Source organism: Nostoc sp., assembly GCF_036917095.1.
Lineage (GTDB): Bacteria > Cyanobacteriota > Cyanobacteriia > Cyanobacteriales > Nostocaceae > Nostoc.
On the sequence record NZ_JBALFH010000055.1, the window covers coordinates 1 to 25,095 of the forward strand.

The 25,095-nt window shown below is 43.2% G+C and carries 21 protein-coding genes; 12 read left to right on the forward strand and 9 right to left on the reverse strand.

Annotated features, from left to right (window positions below):
• The 5 genes from V7L01_RS32290 to V7L01_RS32310 form a co-directional block, all read left to right on the forward strand.
• A partial coding sequence (locus V7L01_RS32290; protein WP_335042278.1) for a hypothetical protein occupies window positions 1-250 on the forward strand: 250 nt, incomplete at its 5' end.
• Between the two features lie 13 nt (window positions 251-263).
• Window positions 264-1,247 carry a vitamin K epoxide reductase family protein gene (locus V7L01_RS32295; RefSeq protein ID WP_335042280.1) on the forward strand — a complete coding sequence of 328 codons (984 nt, stop codon included), beginning with the start codon at window positions 264-266 and terminating at the stop codon, window positions 1,245-1,247.
• 690 nt (window positions 1,248-1,937) lie between these two features.
• On the forward strand, window positions 1,938-4,133 hold the full coding sequence (locus V7L01_RS32300; RefSeq protein WP_335042282.1) for a CHASE2 domain-containing protein: 2,196 nt from the start codon (window positions 1,938-1,940) through the stop codon (window positions 4,131-4,133).
• A 770-nt stretch (window positions 4,134-4,903) separates the two neighbouring features.
• Window positions 4,904-5,140, forward strand: coding sequence for a hypothetical protein (locus V7L01_RS32305; RefSeq protein ID WP_335042284.1), 237 nt, complete (start codon window positions 4,904-4,906; stop codon window positions 5,138-5,140).
• Between the two features lie 18 nt (window positions 5,141-5,158).
• Window positions 5,159-5,293: a hypothetical protein gene (locus V7L01_RS32310; RefSeq protein WP_335042287.1), complete on the forward strand. Its 135-nt coding sequence runs from the start codon at window positions 5,159-5,161 to the stop codon at window positions 5,291-5,293.
• Window positions 5,294-5,381: 88 nt separating this feature from the next.
• Here V7L01_RS32310 and nadB read toward each other — a convergent pair whose 3' ends face one another.
• From nadB to V7L01_RS32325, 3 genes are all read right to left on the reverse strand, one after another.
• Window positions 5,382-7,058, reverse strand: coding sequence for an L-aspartate oxidase (gene nadB, locus V7L01_RS32315; RefSeq protein ID WP_335042289.1), 1,677 nt, complete (start codon window positions 7,056-7,058; stop codon window positions 5,382-5,384).
• Window positions 7,059-7,278: 220 nt separating this feature from the next.
• Window positions 7,279-7,707, reverse strand: coding sequence for a photosystem II complex extrinsic protein PsbU (gene psbU, locus V7L01_RS32320; RefSeq protein ID WP_335042291.1), 429 nt, complete (start codon window positions 7,705-7,707; stop codon window positions 7,279-7,281).
• Window positions 7,708-8,224: 517 nt separating this feature from the next.
• A complete protein-coding gene (locus V7L01_RS32325) occupies window positions 8,225-9,004 on the reverse strand; it encodes a DUF3120 domain-containing protein (protein WP_335042293.1) in 780 nt (259 codons plus the stop codon).
• 640 nt (window positions 9,005-9,644) lie between these two features.
• On the opposite strand from V7L01_RS32325, the gene V7L01_RS32330 reads away from it, so the two are divergent.
• The 7 genes from V7L01_RS32330 to V7L01_RS32360 all read left to right on the forward strand — a co-directional run bounded on the left by V7L01_RS32330 (window position 9,645) and on the right by V7L01_RS32360 (window position 19,691).
• Window positions 9,645-10,469: an undecaprenyl-diphosphate phosphatase gene (locus tag V7L01_RS32330; RefSeq protein WP_335042295.1), complete on the forward strand. Its 825-nt coding sequence runs from the start codon at window positions 9,645-9,647 to the stop codon at window positions 10,467-10,469.
• 219 nt (window positions 10,470-10,688) lie between these two features.
• Window positions 10,689-12,029, forward strand: coding sequence for a TIGR03279 family radical SAM protein (locus tag V7L01_RS32335; protein ID WP_335042470.1), 1,341 nt, complete (start codon window positions 10,689-10,691; stop codon window positions 12,027-12,029).
• A 97-nt stretch (window positions 12,030-12,126) separates the two neighbouring features.
• Window positions 12,127-14,943: a family 10 glycosylhydrolase gene (locus V7L01_RS32340; protein ID WP_335042297.1), complete on the forward strand. Its 2,817-nt coding sequence runs from the start codon at window positions 12,127-12,129 to the stop codon at window positions 14,941-14,943.
• Window positions 14,944-15,748: 805 nt separating this feature from the next.
• Window positions 15,749-16,360, forward strand: coding sequence for a PAS domain-containing protein (locus tag V7L01_RS32345; RefSeq protein WP_335042299.1), 612 nt, complete (start codon window positions 15,749-15,751; stop codon window positions 16,358-16,360).
• A 26-nt stretch (window positions 16,361-16,386) separates the two neighbouring features.
• Window positions 16,387-17,592, forward strand: coding sequence for an EAL domain-containing response regulator (locus V7L01_RS32350; RefSeq protein ID WP_335042301.1), 1,206 nt, complete (start codon window positions 16,387-16,389; stop codon window positions 17,590-17,592).
• Between the two features lie 171 nt (window positions 17,593-17,763).
• Window positions 17,764-19,110 carry a PQQ-dependent sugar dehydrogenase gene (locus V7L01_RS32355; RefSeq protein ID WP_335042303.1) on the forward strand — a complete coding sequence of 449 codons (1,347 nt, stop codon included), beginning with the start codon at window positions 17,764-17,766 and terminating at the stop codon, window positions 19,108-19,110.
• A 173-nt stretch (window positions 19,111-19,283) separates the two neighbouring features.
• Entirely contained in the window at window positions 19,284-19,691 is a 408-nt protein-coding gene (locus tag V7L01_RS32360; RefSeq protein ID WP_335042304.1) for a phosphomannose isomerase type II C-terminal cupin domain, read from the forward strand.
• An 81-nt stretch (window positions 19,692-19,772) separates the two neighbouring features.
• On the opposite strand, the gene V7L01_RS32365 is transcribed toward V7L01_RS32360, so the two are convergent.
• From V7L01_RS32365 to V7L01_RS32390, 6 genes are all read right to left on the reverse strand, one after another.
• On the reverse strand, window positions 19,773-20,531 hold the full coding sequence (locus tag V7L01_RS32365; RefSeq protein WP_335042306.1) for a HEAT repeat domain-containing protein: 759 nt from the start codon (window positions 20,529-20,531) through the stop codon (window positions 19,773-19,775).
• Between the two features lie 173 nt (window positions 20,532-20,704).
• Window positions 20,705-21,307 carry a GNAT family N-acetyltransferase gene (locus tag V7L01_RS32370; protein WP_335042308.1) on the reverse strand — a complete coding sequence of 201 codons (603 nt, stop codon included), beginning with the start codon at window positions 21,305-21,307 and terminating at the stop codon, window positions 20,705-20,707.
• Window positions 21,308-21,329: 22 nt separating this feature from the next.
• On the reverse strand, window positions 21,330-21,518 hold the full coding sequence (locus V7L01_RS32375) for a hypothetical protein (RefSeq protein ID WP_335042310.1): 189 nt from the start codon (window positions 21,516-21,518) through the stop codon (window positions 21,330-21,332).
• A gap of 166 nt (window positions 21,519-21,684) precedes the next feature.
• Window positions 21,685-22,101 (reverse strand): ABC transporter permease, encoded by a 417-nt coding sequence (locus V7L01_RS32380; protein WP_335042312.1) that lies wholly within the window; start codon window positions 22,099-22,101, stop codon window positions 21,685-21,687.
• Window positions 22,086-23,378, reverse strand: coding sequence for an AmpG family muropeptide MFS transporter (locus tag V7L01_RS32385; protein WP_335042315.1), 1,293 nt, complete (start codon window positions 23,376-23,378; stop codon window positions 22,086-22,088). Before V7L01_RS32385 ends, V7L01_RS32380 begins: the two co-directional genes overlap by 16 nt.
• Window positions 23,379-23,625: 247 nt before the next feature.
• Window positions 23,626-25,083: a DNA phosphorothioation-associated putative methyltransferase gene (locus V7L01_RS32390; protein WP_335042318.1), complete on the reverse strand. Its 1,458-nt coding sequence runs from the start codon at window positions 25,081-25,083 to the stop codon at window positions 23,626-23,628.
• Window positions 25,084-25,095 lie beyond the last annotated feature (12 nt).

Sequence of the window (25,095 nt, forward strand, 5' to 3'; positions counted from 1 at the left end):
TCGGCAGTCCCCCAGACGCTCGTTCCTCGCTACCGCTACCGCTAACGACGGAAACCGCCAAGACGGGGGCTGCCTCACCGCACTGCCTCCCCAATGCCCAATGACAGCAGTTGCTCCACTTGGAGAGACCCCAAGACCCTTCGGGTTCGGCAGTCCCCCAGACGCTCGTTCCTCGCTACCGCTACCGCTAACGACGGAAACCGCCAAGACGGGGGCTGCCTCACCGCACTGCCTCCCCAATACCCATTAACCAATAGCAGTTTATGATTCGCCGTCGTTCTACTCCTTGGATTCATAAATGGTCACGTCCATTGATTGCCGCGATCGCTGGATGTGGTGCCCTGACAACAGGCTATCTCACTATAGAAAAGTTAACAGGAGGCAGTGCCGCTTGTGTGGCAGAGGCTGGTACTAAGGGCTGTAATGATGTGCTTTCCAGTCCTTGGGCAACGGTTTTCGGTCAGCCATTAGCTTTGTTTGGGTTTTTGGCATACACCAGTATGGTGATATTTGCTTTGGCTCCCTTGGTATTAAAATCAGGGGAAAACAATAGCCGCAAACAATTGGAAAATTGGACGTGGTGGTTGCTGCTGGTGGGTGCGATCGCTATGTCTGTTTTTAGCGGCTATTTAATGTATGTGCTGACATCTCAAATAAAAGCTATTTGTCCTTACTGTATTGGTTCAGCTTTGTTCTCCCTCAGTCTTTTGGTACTGACAATTATCGGTCGGACTTGGGAAGATATTGGACAAATCTTGTTTACCGCCCTAATTGTAGGGATGGTGACACTAATTGGTACTTTAGGCGTATATGCTGGCGTGAATAAGTCAGATGTTACATCTGGAACTCCTGGACAACCCGTTAAAATTAACTTCAATTCCAAGGGAGACCCTAACCCAGCGTTCGGTTGGGAAGTTACCACTACTTCTGGTGAGGCAGAAATAGCCTTAGCACGCCATCTGGCGAAGGTAGGTGCGAAGGAATACAGTGCTTACTGGTGTCCTCACTGCCACGAACAAAAGCTGCTTTTTGGTAAAGAAGCCGAGGAAATTATCAATAATGGTGTTAAGGTAGAGTGCGCTCCCGATGGACTCAAAGCTCAAACAGAACTGTGTAAAGCCGCCAAAATTGAAGGCTTCCCCACTTGGATCGTTAATGGTAAAAGCTATAGCGGAGTCCAAAACTTAGAGGAACTAGCGAAAGTTTCTGGTTACACGGGCCCTCGTAACTTCAAGTATTTCAAGTAATCGACTTGAGGAAGCCTCAGCAGTGGTTTTCATGAATTGGGAAGGCTACACCGTGCCAATAGGTCGGTGTAGTTTACACCCCATACTCAACCGGATGAATGCAGCAAAGTCTGTTTCCAGTTAGGTTTTTTTGTTTTTAGCAATAGATAATAGATATTGGACAATACGCTTTTTTTCAATTTTCCTACGGCTTTGATCGGCAAATATCTCAAACGGAAGGAAAGCAATCAAGTATATTTACTCTAATATAATGTATACTTTAATTTCTTTTTACAGCACTTTGGGGTTACCTTGGGATGTAATCATGGCAGCGCCGAACCTAAAGGTATGCCTATTGGAAGTTACCGTAATTCTCAGTAAAATACCTAATTGAGCAAAAATGTGTGAGTGAGTTTATTTAATAGAGTAAGCTATACCAGACAAGGCTTTAGACGTTAAATTCGCTAAACTCACTTTCAACAATATTTATCCTTAATTTGTGCAGATAGCTACAAAACTTCCAGTTGCTGTTTGGTCAGATAATTGACCTCAATCTATGGTGATACATCACAAATACCACTATGTCTTGAAGAACCTTACTGAGTTGAAAAAACTCTTAGAAACTCTATTTAGCTCCCGCTTGAGCTATTTTAGTCCGATAGTTTATAGCTATAGGAAATAGAGAATATTTCTCCTTACTAGGTAATGGGAATGAATCAGCAGTTAGGCAAGCGTTTTGTGAAGTTAATCTTTAAACTGAAACAATCGCTTAGTCGAGGACACAGAGAATTGATTACTGCCGCCAGCGTTGCAATCTGCGTCCTGGTTTTGCACTCCATCGGATTATTGCAATCTTTGGAGTTGGCAGGTTTGGATCAATTTTTTCGCTTACGTTCAAATGAACCGCCAGAAGAGCGTATTACCATCGTAGGGATTGATGAAGCTGATTTAAAGGAAGTAGGTTCCTGGCCGATTCCAGATGCGAATATTGCCCAGTTGTTGCAAAAATTAAACGTCCACAAACCCGCTGCTATTGGCTTAGATATCTACAGAAATTTGCCAGTAGAGCCTGGTCATCAAGAACTCCGTAATGTTTATAAGTCAATGCCCAACTTGATTGGTATTGAACTACTAGCAAATGACAAAAACGTTAATGTTTCACCTCCACTGGGACTAAATCAGGATCGAGTGGGTTTTAACAACCTGCTATACGATCCTGATGGAAAGGTACGTCGCAGCTTGTTGTACTGGCACGTTAAGAGCAAGCTACACGAAAGTTTTGCTCTGAAGTTGGCTTTATTGTATTTAAAGTCAGAAAATATTATTCCCACCAAAGCAAAAAACAACCCTGAGTATTTGCAATTGGGTAAGGCAGTATTTACTCGTTTTCAGGCTAATGATGGTGGTTATGTGGGAGCTAATGCTAGAGGCTACCAAATTTTGTCCAATTTTCCCCCCAAATGCCAAAGTTCATCTGGAGAATTTTGTAGTTTTCGCCAGGTAACGATGAGAGATGTACTGGCAGATAAAGTCGAACAAAACTTAATCAAAGATCGGATTGTACTCATTGGCTCTACCGCACCCAGTCTTCAGGGTTTTGAATTCATTCCCTACTCCAGCACTTTAATGGGTACGGCAAAGTCTGTAGCTGGGATTCAATTGCAAGCTTATTTTATTAGTGAGTTAATTTCCGCGGCTCTGGAAGGACGACCATTACTCAAGGTCTGGCCTGACTTATTGGAAAACTTGTGGATTTTTATCTGGTCTTATCTGGGAGCTGCGACAATATGGCGGATACAACACGCAACTAGGAGCCTGGTCAGTATCGTAGTTTCTTGTTTTGTATTAACCTTGAGTGCGTACCTTGCTTTCTTGTATGGTTGGTGGATACCGATTATTCCCTCACTGTTTAGCTATGGCAGTTCAGCTATTTGGATGACCAGTCATATTGCCTACATGCAGGGAGAGTGGAAACGTTCCAAAGAATTTTTGCATCATGTAATCAATACGATTCCCGATCCAATTTTTGTGAAAAATGAACAATATCAGTGGATTGTTTTAAATGAAGCTTATTGTCGATTTATCGGTTATCCGAATAAGTTCTTAATTGAAAAGTCAGACTATGACTTTTTCCCTAAACATGAAGCCGATGTGTTTCGACAACAGGACGATCTTGTGTTCAGGACTCAAAAACCCCAGGAACATGAAGAAGAATTTACAAGTGCAGATGGTCAGACTCATCAAATTGCCACTAAGCGATCGCTTCACAAAGACTCAGCTGGCAATTTCTTTTTAGTTGGGGTCATTCGAGATATTACGCAGCGCAAGCTGATGGAAGAACAGCTCAAAAGTACTGCTGCTGAACTATTCCGCTCTAACAAAGAATTAAAACTCAAAGAAGACCACTTGCGTTATTTAGCGTATCACGACCCTCTGACTGGTCTATCAAATCGCAAATTTTTTGCCGAACAACTTTGCGAGTCGTTACATTGGGCGCAACACAACAACTTGTTGCTGGGTCTGCTGTTTATCGATTTAGATGGTTTTAAGGAGGTCAATGATACTTTGGGGCACGAGAGGGGCGATCGCTTGCTAATGACTATTGCTGGACGACTCAGCAACTGTTTACGCGCTAGCGATACAGTTTCTCGTTTGGGTGGCGATGAATTCACTGTGATTTTACCGGCAATTCCTAATGTTCAAATAGCTGCTAAAGTCGCAGAAAAAATTTTAAGCAGTATTGCCAAGCCAATTGTTTTGGACGGCTATGCAATCCGAGTCTCTGCCAGCATTGGGATTAGTGTCTACCCATACAACAGTCAAGACAGTGAAACTTTGATGAAACAAGCAGATACAGCAATGTATCGTGCCAAGCAACTGGGTAAAAATCGCTACGAGTTTGCTTAATTAGTCAAGAGTTAAGCCTCAAGATTTCTTTTCACTTTAGTGAATATTTTTACCTTCAAATTAAGAATGTGGGCTGGAGATATGTCCAAAGTACTGTCTTGAAAAAGTATTGCGTATATGCATTAGAGGTGGCTTTTTAGGCAAGATGGTGACCTAGTAAGGCTTTTTAGCTGAGGACTAAATCTAAAAACACAGGTAGAAAAATAATTAGTCATGAGATGTAATTAGAAAACCAACTTAAGTTAGTAAGTATTTTTACTTTCAAAAAATATACTTCTATTCGCTAGGCTTATTACGCTATTTCATGGTTTTATAGGTTTTAAAATCCTTGTAATCTAGCAATTTCGTTGTTTCGTCTTTATGTATTTTTACTGTCATTAAATCTTCAGTATACAAACTAATAAGTATTATTTGATATTTTTTTCAACCTCATTGTTCAATGAACATAGTGTTTCTACTTACAAGCTTTAAGATACTATAAGATACTATTAAGAAAAAGTGGTTTAAGGACAATGCTCGCAGCAATTCGTTAACATATCTAACTTTAGACTGATGTCTAAACATTAATTTAAGAATATTACTTAAGTATAGAAACTATTTAATACTAGCAGATTAACGTTAATCTACAAGGAGATACCACAATTACTTGTAGACTACCAGCAAGGATTTAATAAAGTTGAAATCTATTTACCATAAATAAAGTCAGTAAATATACGTTGATAGATAAAAAATACACTTTAAATGAAAAAGTAGTAATTTTACTGAAAGCAATGAAAACTAACTTCCGAATTACAAAGTTTGTAATATTATGTATAGCTGCTTACATCCTATTACCGAAAATTGCCACTTCCACAGGTATGTTGAGTTCTGCAAGTGCTAATGCTTTTGACGCTACTAGCAGTAACACTTTAATCGCCCGCAAAGTCAATTCTCAAAATTTACAAGATATATATATCCCACCAAATTATGGTGGTCCCGACAGTCAGCATGGTAGCGGTACCCGCTGATAGTAATTTTAGATTTTGATGAAGCAGCGCAGCGAGCAGCCCCAATCTTGGACACCATATCCTTTACTTTGGGAGACTCAAGAGTTAATGGCTCAGGTTTATGCCGATAGCCTTAGCGAGTTATCGAGCGTGGGGGGACTACCATTAGTCTGACTGTGCGTAGCGTCACCCGTCCCTTGCGCGACGACCACAGGAGAAGAGATTAAAAGCTTTTACTAGAAGCCTGTTCTGAAAACTTCAATCAAGACAATAGTGGAGATTTCCACCAACGATCTGTTTGTACAAGTGTGTGAACTTGCCAATTTGGATCTGGTTGAGGATAATCTAAACGGTAGTGTCCGCCTCGACTTTCAGTTCTAAAAGCAGCACTTTTGAGAATTAAATCGGCCACATCTAATAAATTGCGGGTTTCTGCCCAAAGACCCAATTGCCGTTCAACATTTGGTATGTCAAAACTAGCTGGTTCTGTGGGATGTAAAGCTAGCAAGAATTGACTTAAAGGCAAGGCAGCGAAATCTTGCTGCCAAGATTCAATAGTAGCGATCGCAGTTTCCAATCTTGATTGTTCCCGACAAATACCAGCACTTTCCCACACTAGACGTGGTAACTTCTCTCTGAGTGCTTCTAGCTGTGTTTGCTGGATATGCCACTCACTAGCATCAGCACTAAATTTCCGTAATGGCAGCACTGGTGTTTCTGACGGCAGCCCAATATTTTCCAACTCAATTTGGCCCATCTGGGCCCCAAACACAATACATTCCAGCAAAGAATTACTGGCAAGGCGATTTGCCCCATGCACGCCGGTACTAGCGGTTTCACCCACCGCGTACAAACTAGGAATATTTGTGCGATTCATCAGATCCGCGACAATCCCACCCATCCAGTAATGGGCAGCTGGCGCTACAGGAATCGGTTCGTTGAAGACATCAATGCCCCAATGCTGACAAACTTTGATGATGTTGGGAAAGCGGTGACGAATCTTGTCGGCGGGGATAGGGCGCATATCCAACCACACATGGGCAGTCGCTAAATCAAGGGCAGTACGTTGTAAATGGCTGAAAATTGCTCTACTAACCACATCTCTGGGTGCGAGTTCGCCCGCAGGGTGGTAATCAAAGGCAAAACGCCGCCCTTCGTTATCGACAAGGTGTGCCCCCTCGCCGCGTACAGCTTCGCTGATGAGGAAGCGATCGGCACCAGGTTTAGTCAGGGCTGTGGGGTGAAATTGGACAAATTCTAAATCGCGGAGGATGGCTCCGGCACGAGCTGCGATCGCTACTCCATCACCCGTACTCACAGCCGGGTTAGTGGTTTGGGCAAATACTTGACCGCCACCGCCAGTTGCCAATACCACAGCACCAGCTCTTACCCACGTGATTTCACCTTGATAAAACAGGCTTATTCCCTGACAGCGACCACTTTCGGGTTCAATCCACAAACTCAAAGCCAAAGCTTGCTGAATGACTTGAATATTCTGGCGACGTAATACTTGGGCGGTGAGGGTGGTGGTAACTTCCCTCCCTGTGGTGTCAGCGGCGTGGAGAACGCGGTTGCGAGAATGGGCAGCTTCTAAAGTTAAAGCCAAAGTTTGACCATGACGGTCAAAAGCAACCCCCAAGTTCACTAAGGATTGAATGCAGTTAGGGGCAAGTTGGGCGAGAAATTCTACAGCAGTGCGATCGCACAAACCTGCACCTGCCCGGATCGTATCTTCAATATGCAGCGTGGGAGAATCTTCCGGGGAAACGGCTGCGGCAATGCCACCTTGCGCCCAATCACTGGCGGACAAAGCAACAGTTTCTTTAGTAATTAAGCCGACTCGCAAAGACTCTGGTAGACACAGCGCTGTGTATAGTCCAGCAGCACCAGCACCGACTACTAAAACATCAAATTGGCTAGGAATATCTATCTGAGGCAAGGTAATGGGGGAGGGGGAGGGGGCAGGGGGAGCAGGGGGCAGGGGGAGCAGGGGGAGCAGGGGAAGCAGGGGGAGACAAGAAAAAAGTTTTACTTTGCCCCTCTTGTCTTCCTTGTCTGTCTTAATTCTCCTTATCCCCCCTTATGTCTAATAGAATACTCCCACTCCCTAGAATCAGGAGTGGGCTGCTATTTGCTACATTAACAGCACGTGCAGTTAGTTATCTGTAGATGCCGTTGTTAAAGCGATCGTCTCCCTCGTTGAAGGCAGGCTCTAGTTCTGTCACGGTGAATTTTTCCAGGTTGGCTTGCAGGGTTTGTTTTTGGCGATCGCTCAATCCTGGAAGATCCAATACATCCTCTACCTTTTGGTAGGGAGCATTCGTGATGATTTTCTTAGCCAAGGTGGGATAAAGCCCTGGAAACTGTTGAAAAGCTCGGACGTTGGTATTATTCAAATCAATTTTTTTACCAAATTCCGTTCCTAGTTTAGCGTCTGCCCGATTCTGCCGCTCAATTGCCAGAACTGGAATTTGCGGAAAAGCAAAACTGTTGAAACTAGCAGCTTGGGCTATTTGAGTTGTTCCCAACCATCCCCAGCAACTTAGTAACAAACTAAACACTGTTAATAAACGCACCAATCCTTTCACGATTTTCTACCTCTCTCCATCAAACAGAAATAAAAGTTTTAAGCTAACAGTGGTCATTAGTCATTAGTCATACCCTGCGAGAAGTCGCGAATGCGTCTACGTGAGAGCACCAAGGACAAAGGACAAAAGCTGATAGCTTAATCAACACAGCAGTCATCAGAAACTAATATACAGCGTATTAATATCCACAATATTTACCGTTACTGGGTTTGACTGTATATTTGCCAAAAATTTTCATAGTCGTAAGAGTGCCTGCATAGCTGCAATAGCGTTCCATCCACGATCCCGCTAGCATTCCCAGTTAGACGAAATCTTTTTGGGGTGGCTGATTCTACCTCCTAAGCAGGCATGAAACGATGCCATGTCTAATACCGAAAACTCTAGGAAGAAGACTTGATGCTGATGGATTGTTATGTAATATTTCTTAACTAATTAATCATCTACAGCATCATTTTTGATGTGCCGTAGATTGGGCTGGAAAAAGTTCCGTTTTTGATACTAGACAATTTTTTAATATTTAGGCTGCGATCGCAGCTAACAAAAATAGGCTGTCTACCAAAATTGTGCTTAAAACTGCGCCACTAAAGGCATACCAGTGTCTTTGCTTTCGACCTAAAGGTAAAATCCCGACAGTTAATAGCACTAAGGCAAGAACTATGGCCCAACTTTGTCCCCAAGGTGTCTGTACTTGCATTAGGGCATTTTGTAAGATTTGTGGTGCGCCATCTGCATCTACTCTCATAATTTGCCGCCAATAGGGCATCAAGTCTGCTAAATAAAAATATACGTCGGTTAAGACTGTACCTAGTAAAGAACCTAAATAAAACCAGTTACCCACCTTGCCCCAATTCTTCGCCAAACACCAGCAAGCGAACGGTAATCCTATAGACTCCACTGGCAGATGCCATGCAGGTTCCCAACGTAACCAGCCCCAGTAAATCGCTCCTGCTAACCAACTCCAGCTAAACCCTAAGAGCAAATCTCCCCATACATAAGTTGCAGGACGTGACATTAAGGTAAAACTTAGCCATACCCAAAATGCTGTCAGGGCTAAACTCAGACTTGGTAGCGATCGCACTATTGGCGCTTCTATAAATACTGGTACTGATACCAAAAACACCGCTGCCGCAAAAACTAACCAAGTTTGTCGGGCAGAAACAGATAAGGGTAGAGAGGGAGAAAAGGAAAGCGTAGATTCCAATTGCCTAATACCCTTCTGCCCAGTATCAGCTAAATCCAACTCGGTATCAATCGAAGGAGTAGAAGCAGCGTAGGAGGACAATGTATTGTTAATCAAAGTTTTTAATATTTGTTACTTAACTTTATTTTATTTAATATATCACACTTTAAAATCCCCCCCCTGGGCATTGTAATTATACTGAAATTTTGGGGAGCGCTGGCGCAAACTAAACAAAATATTCTGCACCAGATTAATCCACTATGTACGGAACTCCTCTGTAGTTTCTTGTAAATGGTGGACTACAGAGAGGTGAGAGGTAAAATTTAACGGTTAAAAAGTGAACTATCGCAACCCTAAGTGATTCATGAGAAAACACTATCTTGATTTATTAACGGCAAGTCAAAAATATGACAATTAAATTATGACTAAAATAGAGCCTTTCACAGGGGTTATCCTCAAACTTTTACGTATTGACCTAGTTAAAAAAAGCAAATTTTATGGCTGCGTATTCTCTCATAAATGATTCCGGATTGCTATAGCATCAGTCTGCTAAATATTAAAGTTTGATGAATTGCCAAAATTGCGTTGACTTATTGAGGTGGGTGTAAGAACATGGCCAGCGTCTTCGATGATGTTATCGATCGGTAAAATTGAATTTTCTACAAGATTGGGTGCAATGCAGAGTATATAAAACAACATCATCAGCGAAACAATGTTCATAATGATGTCTAAAACAGGAAAAAGGTATTAATTGCATATGGAGTTTATTCAAGCTTTTATTTTGGGTATTGTTCAAGGTATTACAGAGTTTTTGCCAATCAGCAGTACTGCACATCTTCTAATTGTGACAAAGATATTTGGTTGGAAAGAACTAGGTTCTAAAGATTTTGTTGATGCAATTCAGTTTGGCAGCGTTATAGCAATTGTGGGGTATTTTTGGTCGCTGATTACTAATATTGTTAAAGGTGGAATCCAAGCCCTAAAAGAGAAAGATTGGCAACGTGAAGAGTGGAAAATCCTTGTCGGGATTGTAGTAGGAACAATGCCTGCCTTGATTTTCGGCTTTCTTTTGAAAGACGTACTACCAGAGAGCGCATTAATTATTGCCATCATGTCAATCATCATGGCAATTTTATTAGCTTTGGCAGAAAAAATTGGTACTCGCAAGCGGGGTTTTGATTCATTGCAGATTCGAGATGGTATTTTGGTTGGATTGGGACAAACACTTGCCTTGATTCCAGGCGTTTCTCGTTCTGGCTCGACGTTGACGACTGCCTTATTTTTAGGATTAGAACGCGGTACAGCGGCGAAATTTTCGTTTTTGTTAGGGTTTCCAACTCTTACAATTGCTACGCTGTATAAAAGTTTGAAAATCTTTAAATTATTTCAAGCCCATCAGTTACCAGATAACATTGTTGGACTGTTAATTGTAGGGATTATTTCAACCTTTATTTTTTCTTACCTATCAATTGCATTCTTGATCAAATACTTAGCAACCAGAAACACTTTGGTTTTTGTTTGGTATAGATTAGCATTCGGCAGCGCTATTTTAGCTGCGATCGCAGCAGGTTGGAAAGGATAATAGTCATTAGTCATTAGTCATTAGTCATTAGTCATTAGTCCAAAGCAAATGAATATAGGGCTTCTCGTTTGTATGTAATACACTCTGACCTCTCTCCTAAAAGGATAAAGGCTTTGAATCTTACTCCCCAACGCTAGTAGGGAAGGGGCTGGGGGTTAGGTCTATGTTGGACTCAACACAGAAGCGCTATAATGCCCAATGCCCCATGCCCCATACCTCATGAATACCATTCATCCTGCTCGAATTACCAAGGTTCTTCCAGACTCAATAGCCGCAGAGATTGGCTTTGAGTCCGGGGATGCGATCGTTGCTATCAATGGTACGCGTCCCCGCGATTTAATTGATTATCAGTTTTTGTGTGCTGATGAAGTTTTAGAACTAGAAGTTTTAGATGCTACAGGTAAAACTCATAGCTTGGAAATCGAAAAAGATTACGACCAAGACTTGGGGCTAGAATTTGAAACAGCCCTATTTGATGGCTTAATTCAGTGCAATAACCGCTGTCCATTTTGCTTTATCGACCAACAGCCACCAGGGAAGCGCACCAGCTTGTACTTGAAAGACGATGATTACCGTCTGAGCTTTTTGTACGGCTCTTACCTTACCCTCACCAATTTGCCAGAAAGAGAATGGCAACGGATTGAGCAAATGCGCTTGTCTCCGTTGTATGTTTCTGTTCATGCTACAGAGCCTGAAGTGAGAATTAGACTGCTAAAAAATCCGCGTGCGGGACAAATCTTGCAACAACTCAAGTGGTTTCAAGAAAGACGACTACAAATTCATGCTCAAGTAGTTGTTTGTCCTGGTATAAATGATGGCAAACATCTGGAACAAACTCTCAAAGATTTAGCGTCTTTTCATACTGGTGAAGTGCCTGCGGTGGCATCAGTGGCTGTTGTGCCAGTTGGGTTGACACGGTTTCGGCCTCCAGAAGACGAACTCATACCCGTAACTAGGGAAAAAGCAAAAGAAGTGATTTCCCAAGTGCGATCGCTCTCGCAGCAATTTCGTCAAAAATTCGCCTCTAGCGTTGTTTGGTTAGCCGATGAGTGGTTTTTGATTGCAGGTGAGGAATTACCCAGCGAATCTGAATATGAAGAATATCCCCAAATTGATAACGGAGTTGGTTCGATTCAATTATTTATCAAGCAATTTGCCACCGTTGCAGCAGAATTACTACCGCCAAAAGTATATCCTCAAAGAAAATTGACTTGGGTAGTGGGCAACGCCGTAGAAAAAGCATTTCAACCGATTTTGAAACGCTTAAATTTTGTTGAAGGTTTAGAAGTCAATATGCGTGCTTTGTGTAGTGATTATTGGGGACAAACTATCAGTGTAACCGGATTACTAACTGGTCATGATTTGCTTTTAAACCTAGAAGGGCAAGATTTAGGCGATGGGATTTTGCTACCGAATGTCATGTTAAAAAATGGTGAATTAGTATTTTTAGATGACATGAGTATTGAAGAATTAGCTAGCAAACTAAATACAAAAATTTTCCCAGTAGCAGGAGTTGAAGATTTAATCAGAACATGCATTTTCAATTCTGTTCTAGTTTAGTTATCAAAGATCAGTTGTTTCTCGGACGTAATTTCTGGTTATGCTGAATGATAAATAAGAAGCAATGTCTAATAAATAATCCACTGAGGAGTCAGTAGTGAAGAATCAGGAAAAGTCTCATAAAAAGACAAATTTACAAATAAAAAAAGCCGGATTCTTCATTTTAAGTTTTAATTTTTTAATTTTAAATAGTTTTAGTATTTTGCCCGTAACGGCGGCAACTGAAGAACCTGTATTGAGTGTAGTGTACGGTCAAGAAAATGCAAATCAATGGAGAGGGATAACTGACCGCTTACAGACAATAGGGGTGAAATATTGTGTAATTCCCTTAAATGATGTCAAGAGTGGGGCAGATTGGGGCGATCGGCGGGTATTATTTTTGCCCAATGTTGAGACATTAACGCCAACCCAAGCGATCGCCTTAGAAGAATGGATGAGTAAGGGAGGGCGCTTGATTGCCAGTGGGCCTGTAGGTAGTCTATCAGCGCCGGGAGTGCGCCAGTTATTGCGATCGCTTTTGGGTGGATATTGGGGATTCAGCCTCAGCGACACAGAACAGATCAAACCCACAACAAGCAAGATCCCAAAATGGACAAATCAAACCGATCTCTTTGGCAAAGTGCGCGGCGGCGTTGTGATTCCTAATGATATGGGCACTGAATCTGCTGCTGTTTGGAATTCAAAAGATAATCCTGCCGCAGTAGTAACAACTGAGCGTTCCACCTTTTTGGGCTGGCGCTGGGGAACAGATACAGCATCAGCAGTCGAGTTAGATAACGCCTGGCTAAAAGCTGCTCTCAATCACTATTTGACAGCGCCCCCACCATCGAGTCGCATGAAAAAAGTAGAAGGAGGTTCTCAAAGCTGCTCTACAACGGTGGCGGCTGCGCCAAGGCAGCAGGAGATTAGGGGAGTAGGAGAGCAGGGGAGCAGGGGAGCAGGGGAGCAGAGGGGCAGTTCATCTCCCTCATCGCCTCCTCCTAAAACTGCTACTGCTCCCATAACCAAACCGCTTCCTATAGTCAAACCTCCAAGTTCCCAAGAGGCTATTGACCAACTGGAACAAGCGGTGCGTTTAGATGTTACGCCCAACTCTAATCAGCCGATTAGCAACAACGAAGCGATCGCTCTCCAGCAAGAGCTAGAAAATCTGATTGGTCGGGTGGAAAGTGCTAATTTAGCGGTGTTAGCCGATGCGGCTAATGAAGGTGTTGGCATATCTGAGGAAAAGCAGTCCTCTAGCCATCTGGACACTTACACCCCCCAATCTGTGAAGGAGCAACCGACGCAATTGGCCTCAACTAAGTTAGGGGGGCTAGGCATAAGTAAAGACCAAGCCTTGGCACAGGTTAGGGTAATTGCCAAAAGCTTACCCCAGTTGATTGCACAAAAAAACTACGCTCTAGCTCGTCAGCAGTGGTTGACTGCTAAAACGATTTTGTGGCAGCAGTTTCCTGTCGATCGGAGGCTGGCTCAACCAGAAATTCGGGCTGTTTGGTTAGATCGGGGGACGATAGTTCGCGCTGGTAGCAAGGCGGGACTAGCCCAGATTTTCGATCGTCTAGCTCAAACTGGGATTAATACCGTTTTTTTTGAAACTGTTAACGCTGGCTATACCATTTATCCGAGCCAAGTCGCAAAAGAGCAAAACCCATTAATTCGTGGGTGGGACCCACTGGCAGAGGCGGTAAAATTAGCCCATGAGCGAGACATGGAATTACACGCTTGGGTTTGGACTTTTGCTGCTGGCAACCAACGTCATAATCAAATTCTCAACGTTAATCCTAATTATCCAGGGCCAGTATTGGCGGCTCATCCCGATTGGGCAAACTACGATAACCTTGGCAACATGATTCCCGTTGGGCAGACTAAGCCATTCTTCGACCCAGCTAACCCCAAAGTGCGGCAGTACTTGCTCAAGCTATACGACGAAATCGTCACTCGCTATAACGTTGATGGTCTACAGCTAGACTACATTCGTTACCCTTTTCAAGACCCATCAGCAGGTCGAACCTATGGCTATGGCAAAGCTGCAAGAGCGCAGTTTCAGCAACTTACTGGTGTAGATCCGATAAATATTTCCCCCAGCCAACCAGAACTGTGGCAAAAGTGGACGACATTTCGCACCGCACAAGTTGATAGCTTTGTTGCCCAAGTTTCACAGCAGTTGCGGCAAAAACGACCAAATTTGATTTTGTCGGTTGCAGTATTTCCTTTGCCAGAACTAGAGCGGATTCAGAAAATTCAACAAAACTGGGAAATTTGGGCAAGGCGCGGAGATGTAGATTTAATCGTTCCGATGACTTATGCTCTCGATACTTCTCGCTTTCAACGACTAGCCCAACCCTGGATCGCCTCTAAACAATTAGGAGCTACATTGTTAGTGCCGGGAATTCGTTTACTTTCTTTGCCAACAATTGGAGCATTCGATCAACTCCAGTTAGTAAGAGACTTGCCAGTTAGCGGTTACGCACTCTTTGCCGCAGAGAATTTTAACAATGAGCTACAAAAACTCTTTATTAGCACCCAAGGTAGGGTTCAATCCACAAAAAGTGAACCGATTCCTCACCGCCAGCCTTTCCAAACTGCCGCCATCCGTTATACCGCGCTGCAACGGGAATGGAAATTTGTTTTCCAAAATGACCAACTACAAAGGCCTGCTCAGAAAATATCAGATTTTAACAACCAGGCAGAAGTTTTACGCAGTGCTTTAAATCAGCTCGCGGCTTCCCCTTCTCCTAGCAAGTTAGTAGTGGCGAAAGCCACTCTAACTCGGTTCCAGTCTCAGTTTCGGGTATTGATGAGCCAAGAGCTTAAGTCAAATTTCTATCAAGTAAAAGTTTGGGAAAATCGGCTTGTAACTATAGAAAGGCTATTGCGTTATGGCGAACGCCGGGTGCAGTTGCGTCCTTAGTGAAAAAGGAAGGGAGCAGAGTTTTCCCCTCTGCCTCTTTCCAATGCCCCATACCCCAATACGCTTGGGTTAAGAAATTTATCCGTTTAGGCAGGCAGGGGGAGCAGGGGATGCAGGGGGAGAGAAAAAAGCTTATCTGAACCGTATTGCCCCATACCCGATTTCCACTTAGCTGGATATAAGCTGCTTTGTATTTCTTAACACAATTTTTACTCAGTTATTATCCCAAATATTACTATTTCTTTGGCGTCAAAATATTGGAAAATACTTAAGTAAGAAACATTAAATGACTATTTTTTTATAACAGCTATCGAAAAAATCTATGCAAGCTTTACCTCAGCTTCTAAGGCTACAAAGCTTAGAGTCTATTATTGACTGTTCGCTGCTAATGGTTGTGCCGTAAACATCACTGGCTACCCTACGCACTGATGGCAGTACGGGGCAAGAGTGTCTTAGTTACTTCATCTTCGCAGGTAGAGGAATGCTTCACCAAACATGATATGGTAATGCTTGTAGCTTCAGGAACTAGCTAGAAAACAGCTAATATTTTTGAAGTTATGCATACCTCGCTCATGACAGTGAAGATGTAATAATTTCCAAATATAGCCTCAGTGATATTACTGGTGCAGTAGTTGGATATACTGCCAGTTGGAGATAAATAATATCAAGTTGTTGGTCTTGTCAACCTTGAAAGCATTTGTCAAGTACTAGCACAAAAAACAGAGAAAACTAGAGTAAACGCTAGTATTAGTTCCTTTGAAATAGGACATCAGATTCTCGTTGAGAGACAATTACCCTAGTACAAATGGTTACTAGCACGCGCTATAGTACTGGCAGACGCGACAGACGAGATCGCCTCATTGGAGTTTCTGTGGATAGTACCTCCCGCGTACAAGCAGAATTATCATTGCATGAGAGCGAAAGACGATTTCGCGCCATCTTCAATGGCACCTTCCAGTTTACCGGGTTGCTGACAACAGAGGGTATGGTGCTAGAAGTTAACCAAATAGCACTCGACTTTGGGGGACTACAGCCACAAGATGTAGTTGCGCCCCCATTCTGGGAAATATGGTGGGCGATTTCTGAAGAAATACAACGCCAATTAAAAGCAGCAATAGCACTTGCTGCTAGAGGTGAATTTGTCCGTTACGAAGTTGATGTATTCAGTGCAGAACAAACACAAACACTAAGAAGCATAGGCTTTTCTTTGAAACCGCTTACAGACGAAACTGGCAAAGTCGTGCTGCTGATTTTTGAAGGACTCGACATTATTCACCTTAAGCAGGCACAGGCTGCTCTCCCGCAGGCAAAGCAAAAGCTAGAAATAGGATTGGCTGAACGAATTATTGTTTTACAAGAAATAGGCAGCTATTATGTTGTGATTTTGAACAAACTTTTTTGTCGTTTTTTTCATTAAATAATTAATATAAATTGAGGTAAATTATGCCCAAAATTTTAATAATAGAAGATGAAGAAGCAGTCAGGGAAAATATTTTAGATTTGCTAGAAGCTGAGGATTTTGAAACTCTTGCTGCGGCTAATGGCAGAATCGGGGTACATTTGGCTATCTCCGAAGTTCCCGATTTAATTCTCTGTGATATGATGATGCCAGAAATTGACGGTTATGGCGTGCTAACAACGTTACGTCAAGATCCATCAACGGCAATAATTCCCTTCATTTTTCTCACTGCAAAATCTGCAAAATCTGACTTCCGTCAAGGTATGGATATGGGTGCTGATGACTATATAACTAAGCCATTTACTCGGGCTGAGTTATTAAGTGCCATCATGAACAGGTTGGAAAAGCACGCTACTTTAAAAAGGTATTTATCTCCTCACACTTTAATTAATAACTTGTCTCCCAAAATGCAGCTGTTAGAAATTAGCTTGCACCGGGCTATCAAACAACATAATTTTCAAGAATTTGAAATTTATTATCAACCAATAGTCGATATTGATTCTGGGAAAATAGTAGCTGCTGAAAGTTTATTGCGCTGGCAAAGCCCAGATTTGGGGATGATTTACCCAACAGAATTTATTCCATTAGCAGAGTCTACAGGTTTAATTGTTCCTATTGGTAAATGGGTATTAAAAAGGGTCTGTCAACAAATTAAAAGCTGGCGAGATTCTGGAGTTTATTCCTTGACTCTTGCTGTAAATCTGTCAGTCATCGAATTTAATCAACCAGATTTTGTTCATAATATAGTCAATTTTATAACTGTCAATGATTTGGAACCACATTACTTAGAGCTAGAACTCACTGAAAGTATGATTATGCAAGATGTAAATAGTGCGATCGCTACTATGAGCAAATTGCAATCTTTGGGGATAAAAATTGCTATCGATGATTTTGGTACGGGCTACTCTTCTTTAATTTATCTGAAAAACTTACCAATTAACACATTAAAAATTGACCGTTATTTTATCCATAATGTTGCTACCGATCCGCAGAAGTCAGCCATTACTAAAGCATTAATTGAAATGGCTCATAATCTCAATCTAGATGTAGTTGCTGAAGGTGTAGAGACGGAAGCAGAACTGGGTTTTTTACGCCAACACCACTGTAATTCTATGCAAGGTTTTCTATTTAGTCGTCCCTTACCAGCAGCAGAGTTTGAAAAATTTTTGATAGCTAATAAAGGCTTATAGGTCTAAATATTTTGGCCAGATCGGGCATGGGGCATTGGGAAGAGAATTTAGTCCCCAGTACTCACTCAGTAACTTAATGATTGACTAAGTTAAAAAAATCAAACTTTAGACTGGCGACAATTATTAAGTCTCAAGTCTAGAGTGGGTAAATTGTGTATAGTGTTCGCCATCATGAAAGTCCTTGCGCGTTTCTTGCTGCCAGTTTTTTTACTGACCTTGGCAGCAGCCTGTAACCAGATTCGCGCTTCCTCAGATAATGCCACACCACAAACATCTGTACCTTCTGCTCAACTGACAGAGAATTCTACACAGCCAAAAGATATTGTCCGGACTGAAGCACTTTCACCGAAACCCATCCGGATCGATCTGAAGAATTTACCAGCACCCTTCGCAACAGAAAGTGCATCCAAGCGGCCTGAGGTTGTGCCCATTCCGCAAAATCCGGTGCTGCGCGTACCACCAGGCTTTACAGTTAACGTCTTTGCCGAAGGTCTAGATGCCCCACGCTGGCTAGCTTTAACCCCCAGTGGTGATGTCCTAGTAACTGAAACCGAGCAAAATCGGATTCGTTTGTTACGTGACAGCAATGCTGATGGCATAGCCGACGTTCGAGAAACCTTTGCTAGTAGGGACAATGGACTCAATAGACCCTTCGGGATGGCTTTTGCAGGTAATTCCTTTTTTCTGGGGAACACAGATGCTGTAGTGCGTTTTCCCTATCCTCAAGGTCAAAACAAGATTACAGGTAAAGGGGAAAAAATCGCAGACTTGCCTGCTCAAGGCTATAACAACCATTGGACGCGCAATGTAGTTGTCTCGCCCGATCGCAATAAATTATATGTTTCAGTTGGTTCAGGAACTAATGTAGATGAAGAACCCTTACCACGGGCTTCGATACAGGTAATGAATTTAGATGGTTCCCAGCAGCAGACTTTTGCATCCGGCTTGCGTAACCCTGTTGGTTTAGACTTTCATCCTGTAACTAAAGAACTTTACGCCACTGTTAACGAACGAGATGGAATCGGTGATGACTTGGTTCCAGACTATTTGACACGCGTTAAACAGGGGGCATTTTACGGCTGGCCTTATGCTTATCTGACACCAAACAACCTCGATCCCCGCCAAAAGAGGGATGGCAAAAGTAAACGTCCTGACTTAGTAGCCCGTACCCAAACGCCGGATGTACTGTTCCAGGCGCACTCAGCAGCACTGGGTTTGCAGTTTTATGATGGGAAAACGTTTCCAGCAAAATACCGTAACGGTGCTTTTGCTGCATTTCGTGGTTCTTGGAATCGCGATCGCGGCACTGGTTATAAAATTGTATTTGTTCCCTTCGATGCTAAAGGGCGATCGCTTGGCTACTACGAAGACTTTCTCACAGGATTTTTGCTAAATCCTTCTGTACCAAGCACTTGGGGACGGCCTGTTGGTTTACTTGTGTTGCCAGATGGCAGTCTACTACTAACAGAAGAAGTCAATAATCGAATTTATCGGATTCAGTATACGGGGAGTCAATAATTCATAATTCATAATTCATAATTAAGAAATTCAGGGATAGAATCCATTGCCAGGCGTAAAGTTAGAGCAGTTGCGATCGATAGAGATGCTGTTACCATTAACCTTCCCAGGTTTATTGCCTTTACGCTAGATTACTGAAAAATACTGATAATCATCTGGTTGAAAAATTAGTTATGACTCCCAATGAAAATAATACTCAGTCAAATATCAACGAATTGTCTCCACATTCAGGTACACGATATTGGGGTGAGGTGGAGGTGATCGAGGAGGGAGAAACTTATAGAATTAGTCGTGTTGAAATCAAGCCCAGACACGGGATTAAACCACAAATCCATTATCATCGCAATGAACATTGGGTTGTAGTCTCTGGTGTAGCCAAGGTGACTTGTGGCGATACGGAAATATTATTGAATCGGAACGAATCAACTTATGTCCCCGCAGCAACTCTACATAAAGTAGAAAATCCTGGACATATTCCACTAGTTATTCTGGAAATTCAAAATGGCGAGTATTTAGGCGAGGATGATACGGAGCGTCCTTATGACTTAAATTTGGTTAAACCTGTAGCTGAAGGTCAGTAAGAGCAGGGAGCAGGGAGCAGGGGGCAGGGAGCAGGGGGAAAATTCCTCTCCTCTGCACTCTTTCCCATACTCCATGTCTAATCAAAACCACCCTTCTTGTTCTAGGGTTTCAATCAACTGCAAGCCACGGGGATCGCCCACTCCTAAAAGTGAGGCTTTGGCGTCTTCCCGTACTCCCAAATCTTGGTCTTCGGCAAAGGCTTGAATTAGAGCGTCGATCGCTGTAGCATAAACTACATTAGAAGGCAGTTCGCGGCACAGTTGACCAATTGCCCAAGCACAGTTACTCCGCACCGCTGCTACAGGATCGTGGACCAAGGCTTCAATTAATGGTGGTATTGCCCCTATAACTGCCTCATAACCCACTTCTGCCATCTGCGCTAGGGCACTAGCAGCCCACAAACGCACTGCGGAAATGTCAGTTCTTAAGGCATCTGCTAGGGGCGGTAAAGAACGCCGATCGCGACAGTTTCCTAAAGCCCAAACAACACCTTTACGGACATAGCCATTCCAATCACTGTTTAGTTGAGCAATTAGCGGACTCACTGCTTCTGCACTAGGATTGCGTCCGAGGCCATAGGCTGCACTCACCCGCACTAAGGGACAGATATCAGTTAACAGGCGAATCAGATGGGGGGTAGCACGCGCATCTTCAATATCACAAAAAGCACGCGCCGCTAACATTCGTTGCTGGGGCTGGGGATTTTCCAGCAAGGCTAGCATCAGTTCTGGATCTGGCTTTGCCACAACTGATTCGGCAGTTAGCGGCTCTATTTTATCTAGGGGGCTTTCTAGCTCCTCCTCAATATCGAGTAGGCTGAGATCGTCTTCGTCATACATAATTTCATTTCAATCCCTTTTCGGGATTAACACATAATCCCCCGCGCCAATAAGTTAAAGCTTTATAAGTATTAGTTGCGTAATTATACACTTTCCTTTCCCCTCGTTGAGTTTTATCCCAACGAGAACCGCCATAACTCAGACGCTAAAGTATGTTACTGCTATCCTATAGTTTATTGTTCTGCACTCAGGAATTTTACCATCCACAGGGATTGGGTTTGATAACCTAACTGATTGTAAAGATTTAATGCGGGTTTGTTTGATTGAAATACTTGCAGTCCAATCTGGCGATCGCCTCTTTGAATAGCCCAATTTTCCACATATCGCATCAAAGCTCTACCAATACCCCGTCGCCGATGCTCTGGTACAACGTAGAGGATAAAGATGTGAGCATGACGATTTCCCTGCACTTGATCTATAGCATTGCCCACCCAAAGGCAGGCTATGGGGGGATGGGGGGCAGAGGGGCAGAGAGGCAGAGGGGCAGAGGAGAGAGATTCTTTATTCTTCCCCTGCTCCCCTGCTCCCTTGCTCCCCTGCTCCCCTGCTCCCCTGCTCCCCTGCTCCCCTGCTCCCCTGCTCCCCTGCTCCCCTTCTTCTACCCACCACAAGGGCGTATCGCTGGACAAGTATTGCTTAACTGTTCGATCTAGATGGGAAAAATTATCATTGGGAAAGAGATCCTGGTAAGTTCGCTGCATGAATTTAAGCAGCAGCGATCGATCCAAAGCGGAGCCACGGCGAATAATATACCCAGGTAGTAGTTGCTCAGACACTTCTGATGTTTATTGTACTTAGCTAGCTCGCGTTATGTGCTGCTGGTGGTAAATCAGTTGGAGTAGGTTGATAACTTACCCCCACCTCTTCAATTGGTGCGGGTGCTGCCATATCGGAGGGCAAAAAGATCCGGGCGCTGACTGCCACTAGGGCAAAGAAAAAGACTAATACTGCAAGCAGTGGGGCGATATATTGACGGAAAATAGCCATATTTTAGATTGCAAAAATCTAGGAACTTTTATGAGAACCTAGCTGAAGATTTGTGAAGTATTCTTGATTTATCTTAGCGATTTTATGTGTATCGGGAATAGGGAATTGGGAATAGGGCATTGGGCAATAGTTCTCTCCCCCTGCCTCCCCTGCCTCCCCTGCTCCCCTACTCCTGCTGGCGATCGCGCTCTTCTAAGTCATCGAGTACTCTTTCGCAATACCAATTCTCTGGCATCCCAGGATAAGTCTCCTTTGCTTGTTCAATTAAGCGTTCGACAGCGGCAGTATCACCGGATAATTTAGCAATTAGCCTATTTTTGAGATAACTATCAGATCCACCATCGTCTACCTGGTTTGGTATTCCTTGATTTATAGTTGATGGTCGGGACTGCTCTCTTCGTAATTGCCAAAATAAAACGTAATAAAGTGTACCAAAAATTAAAATTAGGCTGAGTGTTCCGAAAAAAGTTAGGAGGTTAAATGCTAGATATCCTAGAACTAACTGCGAGAGAACATAGCCAAGTAATAAACCAGTCAGTAAGAGAATAAATGTGCCGACAGCAATAACTACTTGATTCCCCATATATCCTCTTCTTCGTCCTCAAGTCCTGGTCTGGATACTGCCACTGGCTGAGGGTTCCAGGGGGCAAATACTGGCAATAGGAGTAATCCTGGTACAGCGGCGGCGATGGTAATTAAGAAAAATATAGGCCAACCCGTGCTTTGTGCGATCGCGCCTCCAGGGGCCGCCAGAATATCGCGGCTGACAGCCATTAAGCTAGATAACAAAGCATATTGGGTTGCGGAAAACCGCTGGTTACAAAGACTCATCAAAAAGGCAACAAAGGCTGCTGTCCCCAATCCACCACAAAATTGTTCTATGTTGATGGCAAGTACCATAGCTTGGTAGTTTTTACCCATGTATGCTAGAAAAAAGTAAGCTAAATTACTTACTGCTTGTAGAATACCAAAAACCCAAAGCGATCGATTGATGCCAATAGCACTCAAAATAGAACCACCTGCTAAAGCGCCGACAATCGTAGCAATTAGTCCCATCCCGACTTGAATTGCCCCAATGTCGGTTTTGGTGAAACCCGTTTGCAGCAAAAAAGGTGTAGTCATATTGCTCAACAAAGCATCACCTAGCTTATATAGGGTAATAAATGCAAGCATTAGAATAGCTTTGATAATTCCTTGACGCTGAAAAAATTCCCGAAAGGGCAAGATGACTGCATCAGCCAGAGATCCTGGAGGGCTAATTTCCTTGGGTTCTGGTGCGAACAAGGTGGCAAGAATACCAATTACCATCGTCCCTGCCATAAACAAGTAAACCGATGACCAAGGCAGTTTTTCAGCAAGTATCAAGCTTAAAGCACCTGCGGCTAATAGGGCTATTCGATAACCTAAGATAAAAACAGCTGCACCAGCCCCCATTTCTAGTTTTTCTAAAACGTCGGTACGGTAGGCATCAACGGCAATATCTTGAGTTGCACTGATAAAAGCAATGACTATGGCGTTGATGGCTAGTAGCTGTAATGCTTGTTTGGGTTGTTGGAAAGCCATGAATGCGATCGCTACGATCAAAGCAATCTGCGTCAAAATTAACCAACCCCGTCGTCGCCCCAAAACTGGCAAAGTGAACCTGTCCACCAACGGTGCCCACAAAAACTTCAAGGAATAAGGCAAACTAGCAAGGCTAAACCAACCAATAGCGGCTAAATCTACCTTCTCCTCGGTCATCCAAGCCTTTAAGGTATTACCGATTAACAATAATGGTAAACCCGATGAAAAACCTAAAAATAATAAAGCCGCCATCTTGCGACTACCGAAAACTCCCAGTAGGGATTTCATTTTCCTCATAATTTCAAATTTTTGCCTCTTTTGAGGAAATATCAATAAAATACAACGAGGAAATGCAAAAGTATATCATCTAACTAGTACCTATAAAGGTTTGAATTATCAGAGTGGCAGCAGTTCCCTATATAATCCCGATCGGGGATTGAAACTCGTCATCGCTGCTATGTGATTTCCCGCAAACATGACAAACTACCAAGATTTACTTGGGTTAAATACAAATTCAGGATAACCTTATAGCGTCAGCGTTTTCTTAACTTTCCTGAATTGGATAAACCTGATGCCCCCTGATTTCTACTCTGTATGTAGCAAGGCATTTTTCCCAACCTTCACGCGTACCAATGTCGCTTTTGCTATTGAGTAATCCTAATTGCTGTTCTTGTTGGGTGAGTTTAGCAAATTCTTCGTAGCCTGGGTAGTCGCTAGTGACAAATGTTTCCTTACGGTGCAAAATCGGGGGATTTGCCCTAGTTTCGTAGTCTCGATGAGTCACGAAGAGGGTTTTTAAGTCAATACCAATGCTGGCTTTTAACGCCGGGTGGGGATCGGTATCGAATTCCGGGTAAGACAGATAGGATATTTGCGGCTTATCAGTGTGATATTTGATTAATGTAGCTTCATCCACACGCCCAATGGTACGGCTAGCGCAACCTTCACAAATTCGTAGTACGGGATCGAGTGCTGCAAGTGCGGAAACGTGGACGTAAAGAGCACCGCGGGTATGTTTACCAATTTTGCTTTTTTCGCAAGCAGTTTGAATCACCCCAGGTTTACCCAAGCTGAAAAGTTTTTGGTCGGCTACTTGACAAGCTTCTTCATAACTACTAAAAAAGGCTTTGATATCGTGGCGCATTTCTGGTGCTAGCTTTTGCCATGCAGGGCGTTTATCAAAGTGGGTCAGGGCGAGATAAACTTGGATATCTAGAGAACGACGATAAGCGATCGCATCCCATTCAGCCTCATCAGTAGCTTGCAAAACTACGCCGAAGGCGCGGCGAAAGTTACCAAATTCGCTGAGTAATTCCTGTTCATTTTCCAATTCGCCTTTTACAGGTAATCTACCGCGTTTGGTAAAAAAAGCCATGAGTGGTTGCAGCTGTTCTTGATAGTCTTCAAACCGCTTGATGGGGATACGGACTCGCGGTGTAGAAGTCGCAGAAAAGAAGCGGATAGCTTTGTAGCTTTCTTTTTCAGCTTCATCTCGAAAAACAAAGTACACGCCTAGTGCGATCGGTACTGCATCGACATTTAGGACTTTATCAATATAAGTTTTGAGTTCTTCTTGTTCGTAATATTTCTGAAAAGTATTGCGGCGCGTCACAATGCCATCATTGTAAGCAAGTTGGGTTTTGCTGGGAGCGTTAATCAGTATTTGAGCCGCGACAATTAAAACTTTCCCGGTGAGTTCCCAGGCTTGGATCAGGCTTTGACGGCGTTCCTCTGCGTCTTCAATGACGTTGAGAACATAGCCCAAGTTGACTACATCGGCGGCGATGCGTGGGACATCGGGATAGTAGTAAGGGTCCCAGCCTGTACTCGTGTAACCTAAGTTTTTTACTCGCCAGACATCACCACCATAGCCGCAACCGTAGTCAAAAAAAGTGGTGTCTTGATGTAGGATTGCCCATTCTATTGCCAATCGCACGGGGCGAGATATATCAGTGCGAGCGATCGCAGCTCTATGACGCTCAATTTCTAGCGCTTCAGGCATAATATTAGTTGT

Excerpts from the sequence above, each read along its gene's own strand:
- V7L01_RS32375 (WP_335042310.1), bottom strand. The coding sequence starts at position 21,518 with ATGGCTATTTTCCGTCAATATATCGCCCCACTGCTTGCAGTATTAGTC.
- V7L01_RS32345 (WP_335042299.1), top strand. The coding sequence starts at position 15,749 with ATGGTTACTAGCACGCGCTATAGTACTGGCAGACGCGACAGACGAGAT.
- V7L01_RS32305 (WP_335042284.1), top strand. The coding sequence starts at position 4,904 with ATGAAAACTAACTTCCGAATTACAAAGTTTGTAATATTATGTATAGCT.
- V7L01_RS32365 (WP_335042306.1), bottom strand. The coding sequence starts at position 20,531 with ATGTATGACGAAGACGATCTCAGCCTACTCGATATTGAGGAGGAGCTA.
- V7L01_RS32385 (WP_335042315.1), bottom strand. The coding sequence starts at position 23,378 with ATGAGGAAAATGAAATCCCTACTGGGAGTTTTCGGTAGTCGCAAGATG.
- V7L01_RS32380 (WP_335042312.1), bottom strand. The coding sequence starts at position 22,101 with ATGGGGAATCAAGTAGTTATTGCTGTCGGCACATTTATTCTCTTACTG.
- V7L01_RS32300 (WP_335042282.1), top strand. The coding sequence starts at position 1,938 with ATGAATCAGCAGTTAGGCAAGCGTTTTGTGAAGTTAATCTTTAAACTG.
- V7L01_RS32335 (WP_335042470.1), top strand. The coding sequence starts at position 10,689 with ATGAATACCATTCATCCTGCTCGAATTACCAAGGTTCTTCCAGACTCA.
- V7L01_RS32295 (WP_335042280.1), top strand. The coding sequence starts at position 264 with ATGATTCGCCGTCGTTCTACTCCTTGGATTCATAAATGGTCACGTCCA.
- V7L01_RS32355 (WP_335042303.1), top strand. The coding sequence starts at position 17,764 with ATGAAAGTCCTTGCGCGTTTCTTGCTGCCAGTTTTTTTACTGACCTTG.
- V7L01_RS32390 (WP_335042318.1), bottom strand. The coding sequence starts at position 25,083 with ATGCCTGAAGCGCTAGAAATTGAGCGTCATAGAGCTGCGATCGCTCGC.
- V7L01_RS32330 (WP_335042295.1), top strand. The coding sequence starts at position 9,645 with ATGGAGTTTATTCAAGCTTTTATTTTGGGTATTGTTCAAGGTATTACA.
- V7L01_RS32310 (WP_335042287.1), top strand. The coding sequence starts at position 5,159 with ATGAAGCAGCGCAGCGAGCAGCCCCAATCTTGGACACCATATCCTTTA.
- V7L01_RS32360 (WP_335042304.1), top strand. The coding sequence starts at position 19,284 with ATGACTCCCAATGAAAATAATACTCAGTCAAATATCAACGAATTGTCT.
- V7L01_RS32350 (WP_335042301.1), top strand. The coding sequence starts at position 16,387 with ATGCCCAAAATTTTAATAATAGAAGATGAAGAAGCAGTCAGGGAAAAT.